Consider the following 15806-nt stretch of genomic DNA (forward strand, 5'->3'; position numbering starts at 1 on the left):
GATTTCGCCCCTGGAATCGTTTTCTGACGCTGACGCGGGGCTGTTTTGTGCGACTCAGTCTATGCGATGAGAGCAGCGGCGGGTAGTGTCGATATCAGCGGAATTTCAGAAGGTTAACCCTACGGGTTTACTGGCATGAAGGATAAACTGCCCCTGGGACAAGGGCAGTTCAGTTTCCGTTACTGCACGCCCGCCGTTCGCGGCCCGCGCCTCACCGACATCACATAGCCTGCCGCCGAACAGATCGCAATGAGCCACGGGATCAGCTGCACCAGCTTCGAGTCGCTGCCGCTGAGAATTTGCAGGTTATTCACCACCAGAATAATGGTGACGGACATCCCGATCAGCGCCAGTAGCGGCGCCCAGAACACCTGCCAGGCATTATTGTTGTGGTTCTCTAAGCGACGGAAGAACATGATCACTGCCGCCGATACGCCCACCTGCAATACCAGAATCGACAGTGTGGCAATCGCCGATCCGAAGGCAAAAATCTGTGCCATCGGGTCAAGGTCGATGCTGCCCATGCCCACCAGCATCATCAGCAGGATCACGCTGTGAACGTGGCTGGCTTTGTGCGGCGTGCCGTTGGTTGGGTGCGTCTCGCACAGCTCTTTCCAGATCAGACCGTCGCGGCTGATGCTGAAGATATAGCGTGAGATGTTGTTATGAAACGCCATCGCTGCCGCAAACAGGCTGGTGATCAGCAGTACTGACATCGTCTCCACCGCCCACTGGCCGACATACTGGCGGGTGATATCAAAAACGAAGTTGCCGGGATCGTTACGCACAATCTCAACCAGCTTATCGATATCGTAAGCCTGCACCAGCGCCCAGCTGGTAAAGCAGAAGAAGACGGTAATAATCAGCAGGGCGCAGATGGTGGCACGCGGCACGGTTTTATGCGGATCGCGGCACTCTTCGGCGTAGATGGCCGTCGATTCGAAGCCGATAAACGAGGCAATCGAGAACATAAACGCGATGCCGAGATTACCCTGCATAAACACGGAAGGTTCGAACGAGCTGAGATTCAAATCGCCGGACTTTTTGATCAGCAGCATCACATCGGTCAGCAGCACAATCGCCACTTCCGCCAGCATCAGCACGCCCAGCAGCTTGCCGCCCACCTCCACGCGCTTAATGCCCAGCACCCAGGCAATCACCACAAACAGCATACTCAGCGCCCACCAGGGAATATGCACGCCCAGATGCTGCTCAACGAACAGCTGGCTAAAGAAGCCGAGCATCGCCACCACTGCCGTCTGCACGGAGAAGTAGGCGATGAGTGCCAGCACCGAGGCCGATGCCCCCCAGTTTTCACCCAGTCCTTTCGAAATATAGGTATAGAACGCGCCCGCATCGCTGACATGGCGGCTCATGGCGATATAGCCGACGGAGAAGATCATCAAAATGGCGCAGGCCATAATGTAGATCACGGGAATGCCGCCGCCGTTGCCGGTGAACATCGCCACCGGCAGCCCGCCGACCACGCCGGTCAGGGGAGAGGCCGCTGCCACAACAAAGAAGACCAGGGAGAATAAGCCCAGGGTATTTTTTCTTAAACCGGTAGAGTTGCTCATCGCCAACGCCTTAGATGACAGTGAAATCGTACTCAGAAAGAGGATTTTCCGAGGCCAGGTACTGACTGGCATCATTTATCAGTGACGGCGGGTGCGGATAGAAAAAATCGGACAGTACGAAGGTGCAACAGACGCACTGTTTTAGTGCTACTTCGCGCTAACCAGGCGCTAACTTTTCACCATTAGTGATAACGAATACGCTCGCCCCACGCCCCGAGCAGGGTCTGACGCTGATAGTCGAGTGGGGTGGTGCTGATCAGTTTTTTGAACTCGCGCAGGAAGTGCGACTGATCGCTGAAACCGAGGTCGAGCGCCAGGTCGGAAAACGACACCGGCCCTTGCTGGTGCAGGGAATGCAGCGCCGCCTGGCAGCGCATAATGCGGCCAAACGCCTTGGGTGACATCCCGGTGTCCTGACGAAACTGGCGCTGAATGGTGCGGCAGGTATAGCCGGTTAACGCCTCCAGATGCTCTACGCGGATATTGCCTTTCTGTTGCAGGATGGTGTGGATGATCGTTGCGGTCACGGCAGAGGTCTTGCGTACCAGGCGCGGCGTGAAGTGGGTGTTAAACAGGGCGATCTGCTGTGAAAACAGCGGGGTACGCAGGATCTGCTCGCAGGCCTGGCGCGCATCCGGCACCACATCGAAGAAGTTAAACTCGCGATCCGTGAGTTCCTCAGCCATCACATCGAGAAAATCCGGGGTCACTCCCGGCGCAAAGCGCACGCCAAAATAGCGGTGGTTGCGGTTCAGCGCTGCGCTGCGCGCCTCCAGCGTGGTGCCGCACACCCGAGCCACAGGATGCGCGGCATCGCAGTCAAACACGATATCCACGCAGCCGTCCGGCACCGCCAGCGTCAGGCCGGCCGACTCGGCGACGTCGAAGCTGTAGAAATGGGAAATCGCCGGGTGGCTGCTGGCCATCAGTGAATAGTGTTTGGCTGCACTGAGCACAAACCAGGGCTGCTGCGGTTGAATATCGGCCGCCGAATGGGAAGGCATGGTGTTTGACATAAGCGAGTCCTGCAACAGGGATGACAAACCCTCATTGCAATTCGGGTGCCACTTCCCGTTGGCTGATTTGCCGACATGTCGCAAAAGTTCAATACAGGCTGCCCGGCCCCTCGCTATTTTCAATCGGAAGCGCAACGTCGACCGCGCAACGTCATTCACTCATTTAACGGGGTAACCGGCATGTCTGACTCAACTAAAATCGATTTTATCTACCTTTCTGAACAGGACATGATCCGCGCCGGGGTCACTGATATGCCCGCCTGCGTGGATACGATGGAAGAGATGTTTGGCCTGCTGTATCAGGGCGACTATCGCATGGCAGGATCGAACAACGACTCGCACGGCGCGATGGTCACCTTCCCGGAGGACTCACCGTTCCCGACGATGCCGAAACCCACCGCCGACCGCCGTCTCATGGCGATGCCCGCCTACCTGGGCGGCAGTTTCTGTACCGCTGGCGTCAAATGGTACGGCTCGAATATTGCCAACCGCCAGAAAGGGCTGCCGCGTTCCATCCTGATGTTCACGCTGAACGATGCCGACACCGGCGCACCGCTGGCGCATATGTCCGCCAACCTGCTCTCGGCCTACCGCACCGGCGCTGTTCCTGGCGTGGGGGCGCGGCATTTGGCGCGCAAAGATGCAAAAGTGATTGGTCTGCTCGGGCCGGGCGTGATGGGCAAAACCGCCGTGGCAGCGTTTATTGCCGTCTGCCCGCTGATCGACACCATCAAAATCAAAGGGCGCGGGCAGAACAGCCTGGACACCTTTATCTCCTGGATCACCGTCACGTTCCCGCAGATCACCACCATTGAGGTGGTCGACAGCCTGGAAGCGGTGGTGCGTGGCTCCGATATCGTCACCTATTGCAGCTCCGGCGAAGTGGGCGACCCGTCAACCTATCCGCTGGTGAAGCGTGAATGGGTGAAACCCGGTGCATTTCTGGCGATGCCAGCGCTGTGCAATATCGATGAAGGCATGGAGCAGGCTGATGTGCGTAAAGTGCTGGATAACACCGGCCTGTATCACGCCTGGTACGAAGAAGTGCCCAAACCCGCGCATCACACCATTCCGGTGATTGGCGTGCGCTTTATGGACATGGTGGCGGAAGGCAAGCTGACCCACGCGCAGTTAGAGGACATCGGCAAAATTGTCGTCGGAGAGGCGCCCGGCCGCCAGAACGACGACGAGATCATCATTATGTCGGTAGGCGGGATGCCGGTAGAGGACGTGGCGTGGGGCACGGTGGTTTACCGCAATGCGCTGGCCCGTGATATCGGCGTGAAACTGAATCTGTGGGAAACCCCGGAACTCTCTTAATCCTCGTCATCCCTGACGCTGCAACGGCGTTGATTGAGAGGATGGTCTGCATATATCACAAGGAAAAAAATGACTCAGATAACCAAAGTAAAAACCGGATCGGTCTTTGAAGAGAAGGCCAGCTATTCGCGCATTGTGGCGGTGGATAACTGGATTTTCGTGTCGAACACCGCCGGGCGCAACCCGCAAACCAAAGCAATCCCTGAGGATATCAGCGAGCAGACGCATCAGGTGTTTGCCAACATCGAACAGGCGCTGGCGGCCGTGGATGCGTCGCTGGCCGATGTGGTGATGTCGCGCGTCTTTATTCAGGATCCGCAGGATGTGCCGACGGTGATGGCGATTATTGGCGACAAGTTTCGCGGGGTAAACCCTGCCTCGACGGTCACCTGCCCGCCGCTCGGCTCCACCGTCTATAAAGTGGAGCTGGAAGTGACCGCTTATCGCGGTGCCTCGAAGGCCCACGTTGTCGAACTCACCGTGGCGCTGTAACGCCCGCTAAGAAGGTATATATGGCCCCTGTGATCACACCGGTTCAGACCGCCACGACATTGCCAACGGCGACCACCGTGGTGGTGATTGGCGGCGGCATCGTCGGGTTAACGGCCGCGCTGGCGCTGGCAGAACGTAATATTCCCGTCGTGCTGCTGGAAAAAGGCCGCCTGGCGGGGGAGCAGTCTTCACGTAACCTTGGCTGGGTGCGTAAAACCAGCCGCATGGCCGAGGATATTCCCCTGGCGCTGGCATCCGATCGCCTGTGGGCCGCGATGCCGGAACGCACCGGGCAGGATGTGGGTTACCGCCAGGCGGGGATTATGTTTGTCGGCCGCACAGACACGCAGATGGCGATGCATGAGGGCTGGCTGAAATCCGTCGCGCATCTTGGCCTGGACTCACAGTTGCTGACGGCGCAGCAGATTGCCGCCAGGGTGCCGGGCGGTCGGGGCGACTGGGCCGGTGGGATTTATACTCCGTCTGACGGCCGGGCTGAACCGACGCTGGCCTCCAGCGCCATTGCCCGTACCGCCATTGCCAAAGGTGTGACGATTGTTGAGAACTGCGCGGTACGCACTCTGTCGCTGGCGGGCGGTAAAGTCAGCGGTGTGGTGACGGAGCAAGGTGAGATCCGCTGTGAGCAGGTGCTGCTGGCGGGCGGGCTGTGGTCACGGCGTTTTCTCGGCAACCTTGGTATTTCGCTGCCGACGCTGCCGCTGATCTGCTCGGTACTGCGCACCGCGCCGATGGAAGGCCCGACAGAGATTGCCGTGGGCGCCCCGGATTTCTCGTTCCGCAAGCATCATGACGGCGGCTTTATCATCACTCAGCGCGGCGCACTGGATGCCTCGCTGACGCTGGACCATCTGTTAATCGGTTCGCGCTACCTGCAACAGCTGCGCACGCAGCGCAGCTTCCTGCGTATCTCCGTCGGGAAAAACTTCGTCAGGGATCTGGCGTTGCCGCGTCGCTGGAAAGCCAACGGCCGTTCGCCGTTTGAGCGCGTTCGCACGCTGGACCCGGAAGTGAACCCGGCGCTGAATCAGGAAGCGATGACTAACCTGATTGCCGCCTGGCCTGCCTTTGAAAAGGCGGTGATTGCAGATGCCTGGGCCGGAGCGATTGATGTTACCCCGGACTCGAACCCGGTGATTGGTCCGGTGGCGAAAATTCCGGGTCTGACGCTGGCGACCGGGTTTTCAGGGCATGGATTTGGTACGTCACCGGCGGCGGGGCAGTTGGCTGCCGATCTGGTGTCGGCTTCAGCGCCGATTATCGATCCGCACCCTTATCGGTTTGAGCGGTTCTGAGTTTCCGGCTGCCAGAGCTGGATGCCGTCGCGGCCGGTACGTTTGACGTTGTACAGCGCCTGGTCTGCATGGCGCAGCCACTGATGAATGGAGTCTGCTTTGGCTGCCGGGGCAATGCCGATGCTCACCGAACACTGGAAGTTCGGTGACGCCGGGAGCTGTATCTGAGCAATTTTCTCTTTCAGCGCCGCCGCCAGTATCACGATGCTGTTGCTGTCGGCATCGCGCACAATCACCCCCAGTTCATCGCCACCAAAACGGGCGGGAATATCCCGGATGCCCACTTCCGTGCGCAGCAGCATGGAGATCTCGGCCAGCAGATAATCCCCGGCTTCATGGCCGAAACGGTCATTCACCTGTTTGAAATTATCCACATCCAGCAGCAGCAGCCAGGCGTGGCTGTCACCGCGCTGGGTGCGCAGATATTCGCTTTCAAGCCGACGATCAAACAGGCGGCGGTTAGGGATTTTCAGGCTCGGGTCCATCAGTGAAATGCGTTCCAGCTCGCGGTTTTTACGGCGCAGGCTCAGGGTTAACTGATAGGACACGGCGCTCAACACCATCATATAGCAGGTGGCCAGCGGCAGCGTCAGCCACACCGTGCGGGTGCTGAAGGTGAGCTGTAACGGCATGCCGGCCACGCTCCACGTGGGAATAAAGGCCAGCAGAAACGCGGCAATAGCCGGTCTTAACTGCGGCCAACCCCCAGCGGCATAGCGGTCAGACGCCAGCACCGACATGATGACCAGGGAGGGAAGTGGACTGATGCCCATCAGAGCCACCCAGACACCACCAAAGGCGGCATCAATGGTGAGGTTACGCCGTTCGGTTTTGGTGGGGTCGCTGGATGAATGTGCCAGGATCCAGGCAATTACCGGCCAGATAAAGGCATTAATACTCAGCAGAATGGTGAGCCACATGCCCCGATCCAACTCCATCAGCACCGACAGGATGGGGAAAAAACACAAAAAGGTCCCCAATTGGCGCATGGCGAACATGCGACGAATAAAGCGCACAGAGCGCTGTTTTAATTGTCTGTCATCAGGTGAGTAATAGTGCATGAATAAGCGACGCTGAGCCGATCGATGGTGCAGTGTATCGGAAAAAAAGTAACGCGTTGGTATTTTTATCTGGGCAGAAGAACAATGCCAGCCAGCGGTCGTGGCTGGCATTGCGGGGAAGTGAATTTATCTAATTAAAACGAGTAGTTAGCCGATACTGAGAAGTTACGTGGTGCACCGTAAACCACGTACGTACCCATGTAGTCATAATACTCTTTGTCAAACAGATTGTTGATGTTTGCCTGCACGGAAACCTGCTTCGTCACCTGGTAACGGCTGAACAGATTCACCAGCGTCACAGGGGACTGATCGATGTAGTCACTACCTGCCGGGCCGCCAGCAACCGTTGCCCAGGTTTTATTCTGCCAGTTCACACCACCACCCACGGTCAGATCCTGCAACATTGGCAGGCGATAGCGGGTAAAGAGCTTGGCGGTGGTGCGTGGCACTTCCGGCATCACGGCGGTGCCGTTACGCTGTTCTGCGATATAGCGCGATGCACCGAAGGTCATCTGCCAGTTATCGGTCAGCGCACCGTTCACTTCAAACTCGACGCCACGGCTGACGGCATCCACTTCGTTGTAGGCATACTCGGTAGTATTTGGAATATAGACATAGCTGTTAACGCCCAGCCCGTTCTGCTCGGTACGGAACAGTGACAGCGAGGCAGTCAGACGGCTGTTATTCCAGTCACCTTTCAGGCCGGTTTCGTAGCTTTTCCCGGTCACCGGGCTAAGGTATTTAGCCTCGCTGCTACGAGAGGTCTGTGGCTGGAAGATGCTGGTGTAGCTGGTGTATACCGAATACGTGTCATTGATATCGTAGGTCAGGCCAGCATAAGGAGCGATCTTATCGCTATTGTTGCTGCCTGAAGTGCCGTTAGCGCTCCAGTCGGTATAACGTGCGCCCACTAACAGTGACAGCGGGTCCGTCAGCGAGAAACGCGCGGCGGTATAGACTGATTTCTGACGAATGGTATCTGCCAGAGAGTTTGTCCACGGTGACCATGTACCTTCTGTGATGTTGCCGTTCCAGTCGCGGTAATCACCGATATTGACGCCGCTCAGATCAGAGTAGCTGTTGAAGAAGGTGTTCTCCTGCTTACTGTAGCTGCCACCAACCATCAGCTGATGGGTACGGCCAAACAGATCAAATGGGCCATTGGCATACAGGTCGGCGCTGTCCGTGGTGCGGCGGCCTTTGTTCCAGCCACTGTACAGAACGGAGCCTGTGCCGGTTGTTTTATCCGGGTAGCCGTCGGCATACATCAGACGGGTGTCAAAGTTGGTCCGGGTATGGCTGCCGCTCACCTGGGCCTGCCATCCGCTATCAAATTTCTGTGTCAGAGTAGCGAAAAACTTATTCGATTCTTTATCGCTGTACGTCCAGTCCGCACCGGAGTTGAAGCTGCGATCAAAGTTGGTACGTTCGCCATTGCTGAAGAACGTCGGGATCCCGCCCCAGCTTGGGTCTTCACTGCTACTGTCCTGGTAATCCCAGCCCAGTGACAGGGTAGTAGAGTCTGTCAGGTCTGCATCCACTACTGTAGTCAGGAATTTCTTACGCGCGTGATAGCGATCCAGCCAGGTATCGTTCTCCTGGTATCCGCCAATGGCACGGGCACGCACCGTACCGGATTCATTCAACGGCACGGTGATATCACCCACATAGCGCTGTTTATCCCAGCTCCCGGTTTCGGCAGACAGGCTACCGGTCAGCACTTTGCTGTCCGCGTGTTTGCGAACCATATTGATGGAGGCTGACGGATTGCCGGAACCGAGTGCCAGGCTGTTCGCCCCGCGAATCACTTCAACACGGTCATAGATAGCGGTATCTGAACGGGCATCACCCAGGTCCCAGACATCGGTTACTACCGTCGGAACGCCGTCGAACAGATAGTTATTAATCAGGAAGCCGCGGGAATAATAATTTGAACGATCTGAGTCGATATTCGAGGCCGAAACGCCGACAGTATTATTCATTACATCGCCAACGGTTTGTAACCCCTGATCCTGCATGCGCTGCTTACTCACGATAGAAACAGACTGCGGAATATCGCGTACCGTCAGCGGCATCTTGGTGCCCGCAGAGGTCACCGGAACGCTGTAGTCGGTAACGGCCTGCTGCGCAGCTGCATCGACATTGGCTTCAACGGTCAGGGTGTCGGTTTTGGTGTTGTCGGCGGCAAAGGCAGGCTGCAAGGCAGACATAACCAGCAGCGCGGCAACAGACGGGGTGAAAATACGGGATTCAGAGCGAGACATTGGCACGGTCATTCCTGGAAATAAGTTGCTGATGTTGAGTCAATACCTGCACCGGGTACGAAAAGATCTACCGGTTATCCATAGGCGGTATTGGCACGCTGACTTATCCATGATTTGACGGTGAGGCCCACGGGCACTGCAATCAGACAAAACGCTGCCTGTAATAGGAAAACAAATGAGAACTATAATTATTTAACGTTGCAGTGTAAATAAATATTGCATTAGGGGGGAACGAAAGCGGGAGCAGGGAGTCTTGTGGGGGCAGCAGGCGGTCAGGGGCGACCGAAAAAGAAGGTCCCCCCTGGGCAAAGTACCGTCGGGGCGACCATTTTTTCCGGTCGCCCCGCGGTTAACCGTTAGAAATCGGCTTTCAGTACCACGCGGAAATTGGCTTTTCCTGCGCGCACGTGGTCCAGTGCATCGTTGATTTTTGACATCGGGAAGAACTCGACGTGTGGCGCGATATCGCGGCGTGATGCCAGCTTCAGCAGTGAACGCAGCTGGCCCGGCGAGCCGGTAGATGAACCCGTTACCGCTTTGTCGCCCATGATCAAATCAAATGCGCTCACCTGGAACGGCTTCATCACGGCGCCAACGGTGTGGAATTTGCCTTTCGGTGCCAGCGCATCGAAGTACGGTTTCCAGTCGAGATCAACAGCAACGGTACTGAGGATCAGGTCAAAACGACCGGCCAGTGCTTTCAGCGCTTCGGGATCGCGGCTGTTCACCACTTCATCGGCACCCATATCGAGGATCGACTGTTTTTTATCCGGCGTGGAGCTGAACGCGACCACTTCTGCGCCCATCGCCCGCAGGATCTTAATCGCGATATGGCCAAGACCGCCAATGCCGATCACGCCAACGCGGCTGGTGGCCGTAATATTGCTCATCAGCAGCGGTTTAAACACGGTGATACCACCGCACAGCAGTGGGCCTGCGGTCGCGGCATCCAGACTTTCCGGTAATGGGATCACCCACTGCCAGTCTGCGCGCAGTTTCTCGGCAAAACCGCCGTTATTCAGGATCGTCGGGATAGTGCCCTGTTCGCAGTTCACCTGTTCACCGTTGATGCAGGAATCGCAGTGCTGACAGCTTTTCGCTGTCCAGCCAATACCCACGCGCTGGCCCACAGACAGTCCTTTGTTCTTTGCCGCCTCACCGAGCGCGGAGACGCGCCCAATCACTTCATGACCGGCGATAGTCGGGTACTGAGAGATGCCCCATTCGTTGTCGATCATCGACAGGTCGGAATGGCAGACGCCACAGTATTCCACCTCGACTTCCACTTCCTCTGCACTCAGCGCGCCTGCATCAAACTCATACAGCTCCAGAGCCTGTCCTGCTTTCATTGCTGCGTAGCTTTTAATTTTCACTTCATACCTCAGATTCAGTTTACGGTCAGGGGAGAGTGTAGCGCTCCGGGGGCAGAAAGTTGGCTTTTCGCCGCACAAACTGCCCATCTGTGGAGGTTCATGGGGATAATTTAGCCATGTCCCCCCGGTTAAAGGCCGAAAAGTGTGTATTTGTTCATCGGCAAAAAGTGCGATGCCGATGTTACATGATTCACTTTAATTCACTATTACCCCAGTGGAATCTTATTCATTTAAAAATCGATTTCAGATAACACAGGCGGTTGTTGTGTATTTTTATTTATTTTTTATTAGCAACGCTTAATCATATTATTTCTATTTTTAATGCCTGAATAGAAAGAACTTTATTATTGTTTTTTTATACGTTAGATCCAATGGTCAATATGAAGTAGTTGAAGTCTAAATAAGCTATTTCTGTATTTATTAATGGATTTAATAATAAAGGCGTTTTATGCGATCAGCTAATAATAGATTCATCTTTAATATCATTACCCTGCTGCTGTTTCCTCTGAGTGCTGAGGCAACATCAGCTTGGGAAGTGAACAATGGTCAGCAACTTCAGGTCAGCCAGGGACATATGACCACTGACGATAATCAGCCTGCGTTATCTGCCAGTGGGGCAAACAGCCATCTGGTGACCGATCCGAACCTGAATTTTACCACATCGGGATCTGCCTCTTACGGTGTGCTGGTCACTCAGGGAGCACAGGCTGACATCAACAAAGCTTCCATTTCGACCGGGGGAATCTATGCCAGCGGTGCCCGTGTTGATCAAGGCACGCTAAATATGGATGGAACAAATATTCATATTTCCGGGCAAAATGCTTACGGTATTTGGGCTGCCGGGAATTCGACACTGAATCTGAATGATACCCGTATTACCCTGGGGCACACAATGACTGAAGGGATCGATATTGCGGGCGGAACGCTTAACGGTAATGGCTTAATATTAACAGCAAATAACCCCACAATGCTGAATATGATTGAGATATCTAAACAGGCGCAGGTGACGCTGAAAAATGTCCAAATTACTCTCAATGGCCTGAGCTCAAGTTTTGGTATTCATGTTGATGACGCCACGCTGAATGCATCAGGTTTAATGATTAATGCCAGTAATAAAGGTCAAGGTATTCTGGTTGAAAAGGGCAGCCAGGCCGGTGATTCGTTGATCCTGAATGACAGCAGTATCAATACGGAGGGGAAAACTGCCAGCGCGATAGTCACGCGTGGAAAAAGTGTTCTCAATAACGTGAATCTCAACACCAGCGGTGATTTTGCCCATGGCGTGAGCCTGGAACATGCCGGATCGGCGCAGGTTAACGGGGGGCATATTGAGACCTCGGGATATGCTGCCTACGGTATCTGGACGACAGACAGAGAATCCATGTTGCAGGTGAAGGATACGGTGTTCAGCATCTCGGGTGAGACAGGTATCGCGGTGGCTGCACAGGGCGGTTACGTGTCACTCGACAATGTTCAGGCCATGATCACCGGAGAAAGAGGCCGCGGCATTGTCACCGAAAATCAAATGGATGCGAAAAACATTAATGTGCTAACGACGGGAAACAACAGTACTGGTGTGCAGTCCAGTGGCGCAAAAGGTGATTTGACGATAAGCGATTCGTCCATCACCACCACCGGGACCGGCGGTTCAGGGATGGCAGTGGTCAGCGGAAAAATCCACGCTGATGGCATCAAGATGACCATGAAAGGCGAAAAGACCATTGCGCTATGGTTGAGAAACGGGACGCTGAACATGGCAAACAGCACCATTACCACCGCGGCGGGTCCTGGGGTATATGCGGATGGTAGCGCGCTCAGCGAGGCCTCCCTCGATAATACTCAGCTGGAGAGCGCGGGCTACAGTGCGATTCAAACGCTGGGCAGTTCGCTGAATCTGAATCTGAGTAACGGGACAGTCGTTACCGGGAGCAGTGGCGATGTGTTAAAGGCCCTGACGGTGAAAGATGCTCAGGGCGCAGAAGTCCGCAACAGTCAGGTAAATCTGATGGCGGATAACGCTACCCTGAATGGCAACGTGATCTCGGATTCTGTGCGGAATCAGGTCAACCTCAACCTGCAAAACGGATCGACCCTGACCGGCGCGATGGAAAAGGTTAGCAGTACAATACTGGATGCGACCAGCACCTGGAATATGACTGGGAATTCCGATCTGAATACGCTCCAGCTGGATGGCAAGGTCCTGTTCGATGGCCAGGATTTCCATACGCTGACCGTGAACAATAACCTGAGCGGCAGCGGTTATATCGGTATTCATACCCGGCTGGATGGTGACGATTCACCGAGCGATCGGCTGAACGTGAAGGGCGATGCGACGGGCAAGTTTACTGTCGATATCACTAATCAGGGCGGCCAGGGTGCTAAGACGAACATGGGTATTCCGGTCATTAACGTGGCAGGTGAAACCAAAGATGTCACCTTTACGCAGTCACAACCTGTACTGGCCGGGAACTATGAGTACTTCCTCAACCCGGTCAACAGCCATGACTGGTACCTGCAGTCCAGCTATAAGCCCGTGGTCGATCCCGGCGTCCCGGTTCCTGAGAAACCCTACCGCCCGGAGACAGCAGGCTACCTGATAGGGCCTTATCTCAACGCGGCTTATGCTTACACTGCGGCCGGAACCTATCATCAGCGCCTGGGCGCCCGGCAGGAGGACCAGGCCGTTTGGGGCCGTATTTATGGGCGTCATGATATTTATGGTGCAGGGCGCTTCGGGTATGACAGCACCACCGCCTTTATGCAGCTGGGGGGAGACCTGTGGCAGGGGCGTTTGACGCCTGAAGTCCAGGCGCGCTCGGGCGTGATGGTGACCCTCGGTGACATCCACAGCAATGCACGTGACTATGCCCGTAGCCAACGTCTCGGTCTGTCGGTGAATACGGGCAAGATTAATACCACGGCATACAGCCTTGGCGGCTATTTCACGGCTGATAACGAGGATGGCGCGTATCTGGATACCGTGGGGCAGGTGACCTGGTATCGTAACCACTACAAAAGTATCAACAATACTGGGCAGGGCAGTTACAGCACCTTGCTGTCGGCTGAAATGGGCGTCCCCTTTGCTGTCAGCGGCGAGTTTAAACTGGAGCCGCAACTTCAGCTGATGGGGCAGTATCTGCATAATGGGGAAATCCGTGCTGGTGGGGCCAAAGTGGATAGCAGCCATGATTTTATGGGGCAGGCGCGCGGTGGGTTAAGACTGTTTTACGATGCGCAGGATGTTCAGCCCTGGGTGCAGGTTGATATGGTTCAGCGGATGGGGAATGTTCCCGAGATCGCGATGAATCAGGAGAGTCTGTCACCGGATATTCATTCCGGTTGGTGGCAACTGGGAACGGGGATCCGCGGTCAGGTTAACCCGGCTCTCAGCCTGTACGCCGATGTGAACTACCAGCACAGCTATGGGCACGGTGTTGAAGGCTACGGCGGGAACGTAGGGATGAAATACCAGTTCTGAGTTCGCCAGGCTTGCCCTATAAAAAAGGGCCGACCGGACAGGCCGGTCAGCCCTCATCATCTCAACCAGAACTATTCGTTAATACGCGGATGCTGATCGATCAGGCGGGAGCGTTTGGCTTCCAGCTCGCTAATCTGCTCACTAATATCGTCGATTTTCTGCTCAATGTTATCGTGATGCTCCTGCAGGATCTCTTTCGCTTCGGCCATATCCGACGCGGCAGGGGTGGCGCCACGCAGCGGCATATTGGCGGTTTCTTTCATCATAATCCCGGTCACCAGGCCAATCACGGCCACCACCATCAGGTAGTAAGCTGGCATATAAAGATTATTGGTGGTTTCTACCAGCCAGGCCACGGCGGTCGGCGTCAGGCCGGCAACCAGTACTGAGATGTTAAAGGCACTGGCCAGCGCACTGTAACGGATATGGGTCGGGAACATGGCGGGCAGGGAAGAGGCCATGACACCGGTGAAGCAGTTAAGGATCACCGCGAGGATCAGCAGGCCGGCAAAAATCAGCCCCATCACACCGCTGTTAATCAGCATAAAGCATGGCACCGCCATCACCAGCAGCGCGATGCTACCAATAATCACAAACGGACGACGGCCAAACTTGTCGCTCATCAGGCCCATTACCGGCTGCACAAACAGCATACCCAGCATAATGGCGATGATAATCATCACGCCATGATCTTCCGAGTAGTGCAGGTTATGCGACAGATAGCTCGGCATGTAGGTCAGCAGCATGTAGTAGGTAACGTTGGTGGCAATCACCAGACCAATACACGCCAGCAGGCTTTTCCAGTGCTTAGTGGCAATCTCTTTAAACGAGACTTTCGGTCCATCGGCCAGGCCTTCACGGTCGCCCTGTTCCAGTTTCTCTACGTGCTGCTGGAACGCCGGGGTCTCTTCCAGCGCGTGGCGCAGGTAAAGGCCGATGATGCCTAGCGGCAGCGCAACGAAGAACGGAATACGCCAGCCCCACTCAAGGAAGCGTGCTTCACCGATGATGGCTGAAATCAGCACCACCAGTCCCGCACCCAGGACGAACCCGGCGATGGAGCCGAAGTCCAGCCAGCTGCCCATAAAGCCGCGCTTACGGTCAGGAGAGTACTCAGCAACGAAAATGGATGCGCCGGTATACTCACCACCGACCGAGAAGCCTTGTGCCATTTTACACAGCAGCAGCAGGATCGGCGCCCAGATACCAATGGAGGCATAGGAGGGAATTAAGCCGATACAGAAGGTACTGATCGACATAATGATGATGGTGATAGACAGAATTTTCTGGCGTCCGTACTTATCCCCCAGTGCGCCAAAGAACAGGCCACCTAATGGACGGATTAAGAACGGAACGGAGAAGGTTGCCAAAGCGGCAATCATTTGTGTGCCGGGATCGGCGCCTGGGAAGAAAACTTGCCCCAATGCATAGGCAACAAAGCCATAAACACCGAAATCGAACCACTCCATGGCATTGCCTAATGAGGCGGCGGTAATCGCCTTGCGTAATCTTGCATCGTCAATAATGGTAACGTCTTTTAACCCAATCGGCTTGACACGCTTCCTACGTAGCTTCATATAGAGCACCCTGTAATTATCTGTTTTTCCTGGATAAAAATCTCTACGCTGTGGTCAGCCCGTGGTGTGTGGTTGACCGCTCACGGGAGAAAACCAACTGCAAAATGCGCCATCGTCAGGCATTGGTTGGCACAAAATAGCGCGCCAATACGGCACGGCAGCGCACTCTGCCAGCTATACAGTATATAGGCTCTGCGCAAGCTGACATAATTTCAGTCGGAAACATCCGAGCTTAGAACGAAAAATCGGAATTTTCACAGCCATTCATGCTACGAATTTGCTCTGCGCTGGCGAATTAAAGGTAAGGAGTTGGTTATCAGTAAATTGATAAGTTA

General features: G+C 55.2%; 10 protein-coding genes. 4 read left to right on the top strand and 6 right to left on the bottom strand.

The genetic code is table 11. From position 1 onward, the window contains the following. Positions 1-179: 179 nt before the first annotated feature. Together ACFL9S_RS00850 and ACFL9S_RS00855 are read right to left on the bottom strand one after the other, a co-directional pair. Positions 180-1577, bottom strand: a complete 1398-nt coding sequence (locus ACFL9S_RS00850; protein WP_405259730.1) for an APC family permease — start codon at positions 1575-1577, stop codon at positions 180-182. Positions 1578-1759: 182 nt separating this feature from the next. After that, a complete protein-coding gene (locus tag ACFL9S_RS00855; RefSeq protein ID WP_405259945.1) occupies positions 1760-2581 on the bottom strand; it encodes a helix-turn-helix domain-containing protein in 822 nt (273 codons plus the stop codon). 192 nt (positions 2582-2773) lie between these two features. On the opposite strand from ACFL9S_RS00855, the gene ACFL9S_RS00860 reads away from it, so the two are divergent. From ACFL9S_RS00860 to ACFL9S_RS00870, 3 genes are all read left to right on the top strand, one after another. Next, a complete protein-coding gene (locus ACFL9S_RS00860) occupies positions 2774-3913 on the top strand; it encodes a tyramine oxidase subunit B (RefSeq protein WP_405259731.1) in 1140 nt (379 codons plus the stop codon). Positions 3914-3982: 69 nt separating this feature from the next. Continuing rightward, positions 3983-4405 (top strand): RidA family protein, encoded by a 423-nt coding sequence (locus ACFL9S_RS00865; protein ID WP_405259732.1) that lies wholly within the window; start codon positions 3983-3985, stop codon positions 4403-4405. A gap of 20 nt (positions 4406-4425) precedes the next feature. After that, entirely contained in the window at positions 4426-5718 is a 1293-nt protein-coding gene (locus ACFL9S_RS00870) for an NAD(P)/FAD-dependent oxidoreductase (RefSeq protein ID WP_405259733.1), read from the top strand. Here the strand turns inward: ACFL9S_RS00870 and ACFL9S_RS00875 are convergent. From ACFL9S_RS00875 to ACFL9S_RS00885, 3 genes are all read right to left on the bottom strand, one after another. Beyond that, a complete protein-coding gene (locus tag ACFL9S_RS00875) occupies positions 5697-6779 on the bottom strand; it encodes a diguanylate cyclase (protein ID WP_405259735.1) in 1083 nt (360 codons plus the stop codon). The genes ACFL9S_RS00870 and ACFL9S_RS00875 overlap by 22 nt on opposite strands. A 134-nt stretch (positions 6780-6913) precedes the next feature. Next, a complete protein-coding gene (fhuE, locus tag ACFL9S_RS00880) occupies positions 6914-9043 on the bottom strand; it encodes a ferric-rhodotorulic acid/ferric-coprogen receptor FhuE (protein ID WP_405259736.1) in 2130 nt (709 codons plus the stop codon). A gap of 356 nt (positions 9044-9399) precedes the next feature. Next, positions 9400-10416: an NAD(P)-dependent alcohol dehydrogenase gene (locus ACFL9S_RS00885; RefSeq protein WP_405259738.1), complete on the bottom strand. Its 1017-nt coding sequence runs from the start codon at positions 10414-10416 to the stop codon at positions 9400-9402. A 448-nt stretch (positions 10417-10864) separates the two neighbouring features. On the opposite strand from ACFL9S_RS00885, the gene ACFL9S_RS00890 reads away from it, so the two are divergent. After that, on the top strand, positions 10865-13894 hold the full coding sequence (locus tag ACFL9S_RS00890) for an autotransporter outer membrane beta-barrel domain-containing protein (RefSeq protein WP_405259739.1): 3030 nt from the start codon (positions 10865-10867) through the stop codon (positions 13892-13894). A gap of 71 nt (positions 13895-13965) precedes the next feature. Here the strand turns inward: ACFL9S_RS00890 and proP are convergent, their stop codons facing one another. Continuing rightward, positions 13966-15471, bottom strand: a complete 1506-nt coding sequence (gene proP / locus ACFL9S_RS00895; protein WP_405259740.1) for a glycine betaine/L-proline transporter ProP — start codon at positions 15469-15471, stop codon at positions 13966-13968. Between the last annotated feature and the right edge of the window lie 335 nt (positions 15472-15806).

This window comes from Erwinia sp. AnSW2-5, assembly GCF_045107195.1.
GTDB lineage: Bacteria > Pseudomonadota > Gammaproteobacteria > Enterobacterales > Enterobacteriaceae > Erwinia.

Excerpts from the sequence above, each read along its gene's own strand:
- ACFL9S_RS00865 (WP_405259732.1), top strand. The coding sequence starts at position 3,983 with ATGACTCAGATAACCAAAGTAAAAACCGGATCGGTCTTTGAAGAGAAG.
- proP (WP_405259740.1), bottom strand. The coding sequence starts at position 15,471 with ATGAAGCTACGTAGGAAGCGTGTCAAGCCGATTGGGTTAAAAGACGTT.
- ACFL9S_RS00870 (WP_405259733.1), top strand. The coding sequence starts at position 4,426 with ATGGCCCCTGTGATCACACCGGTTCAGACCGCCACGACATTGCCAACG.
- ACFL9S_RS00850 (WP_405259730.1), bottom strand. The coding sequence starts at position 1,577 with ATGAGCAACTCTACCGGTTTAAGAAAAAATACCCTGGGCTTATTCTCC.
- ACFL9S_RS00860 (WP_405259731.1), top strand. The coding sequence starts at position 2,774 with ATGTCTGACTCAACTAAAATCGATTTTATCTACCTTTCTGAACAGGAC.
- fhuE (WP_405259736.1), bottom strand. The coding sequence starts at position 9,043 with ATGTCTCGCTCTGAATCCCGTATTTTCACCCCGTCTGTTGCCGCGCTG.
- ACFL9S_RS00875 (WP_405259735.1), bottom strand. The coding sequence starts at position 6,779 with ATGCACTATTACTCACCTGATGACAGACAATTAAAACAGCGCTCTGTG.
- ACFL9S_RS00890 (WP_405259739.1), top strand. The coding sequence starts at position 10,865 with ATGCGATCAGCTAATAATAGATTCATCTTTAATATCATTACCCTGCTG.
- ACFL9S_RS00855 (WP_405259945.1), bottom strand. The coding sequence starts at position 2,581 with ATGCCTTCCCATTCGGCGGCCGATATTCAACCGCAGCAGCCCTGGTTT.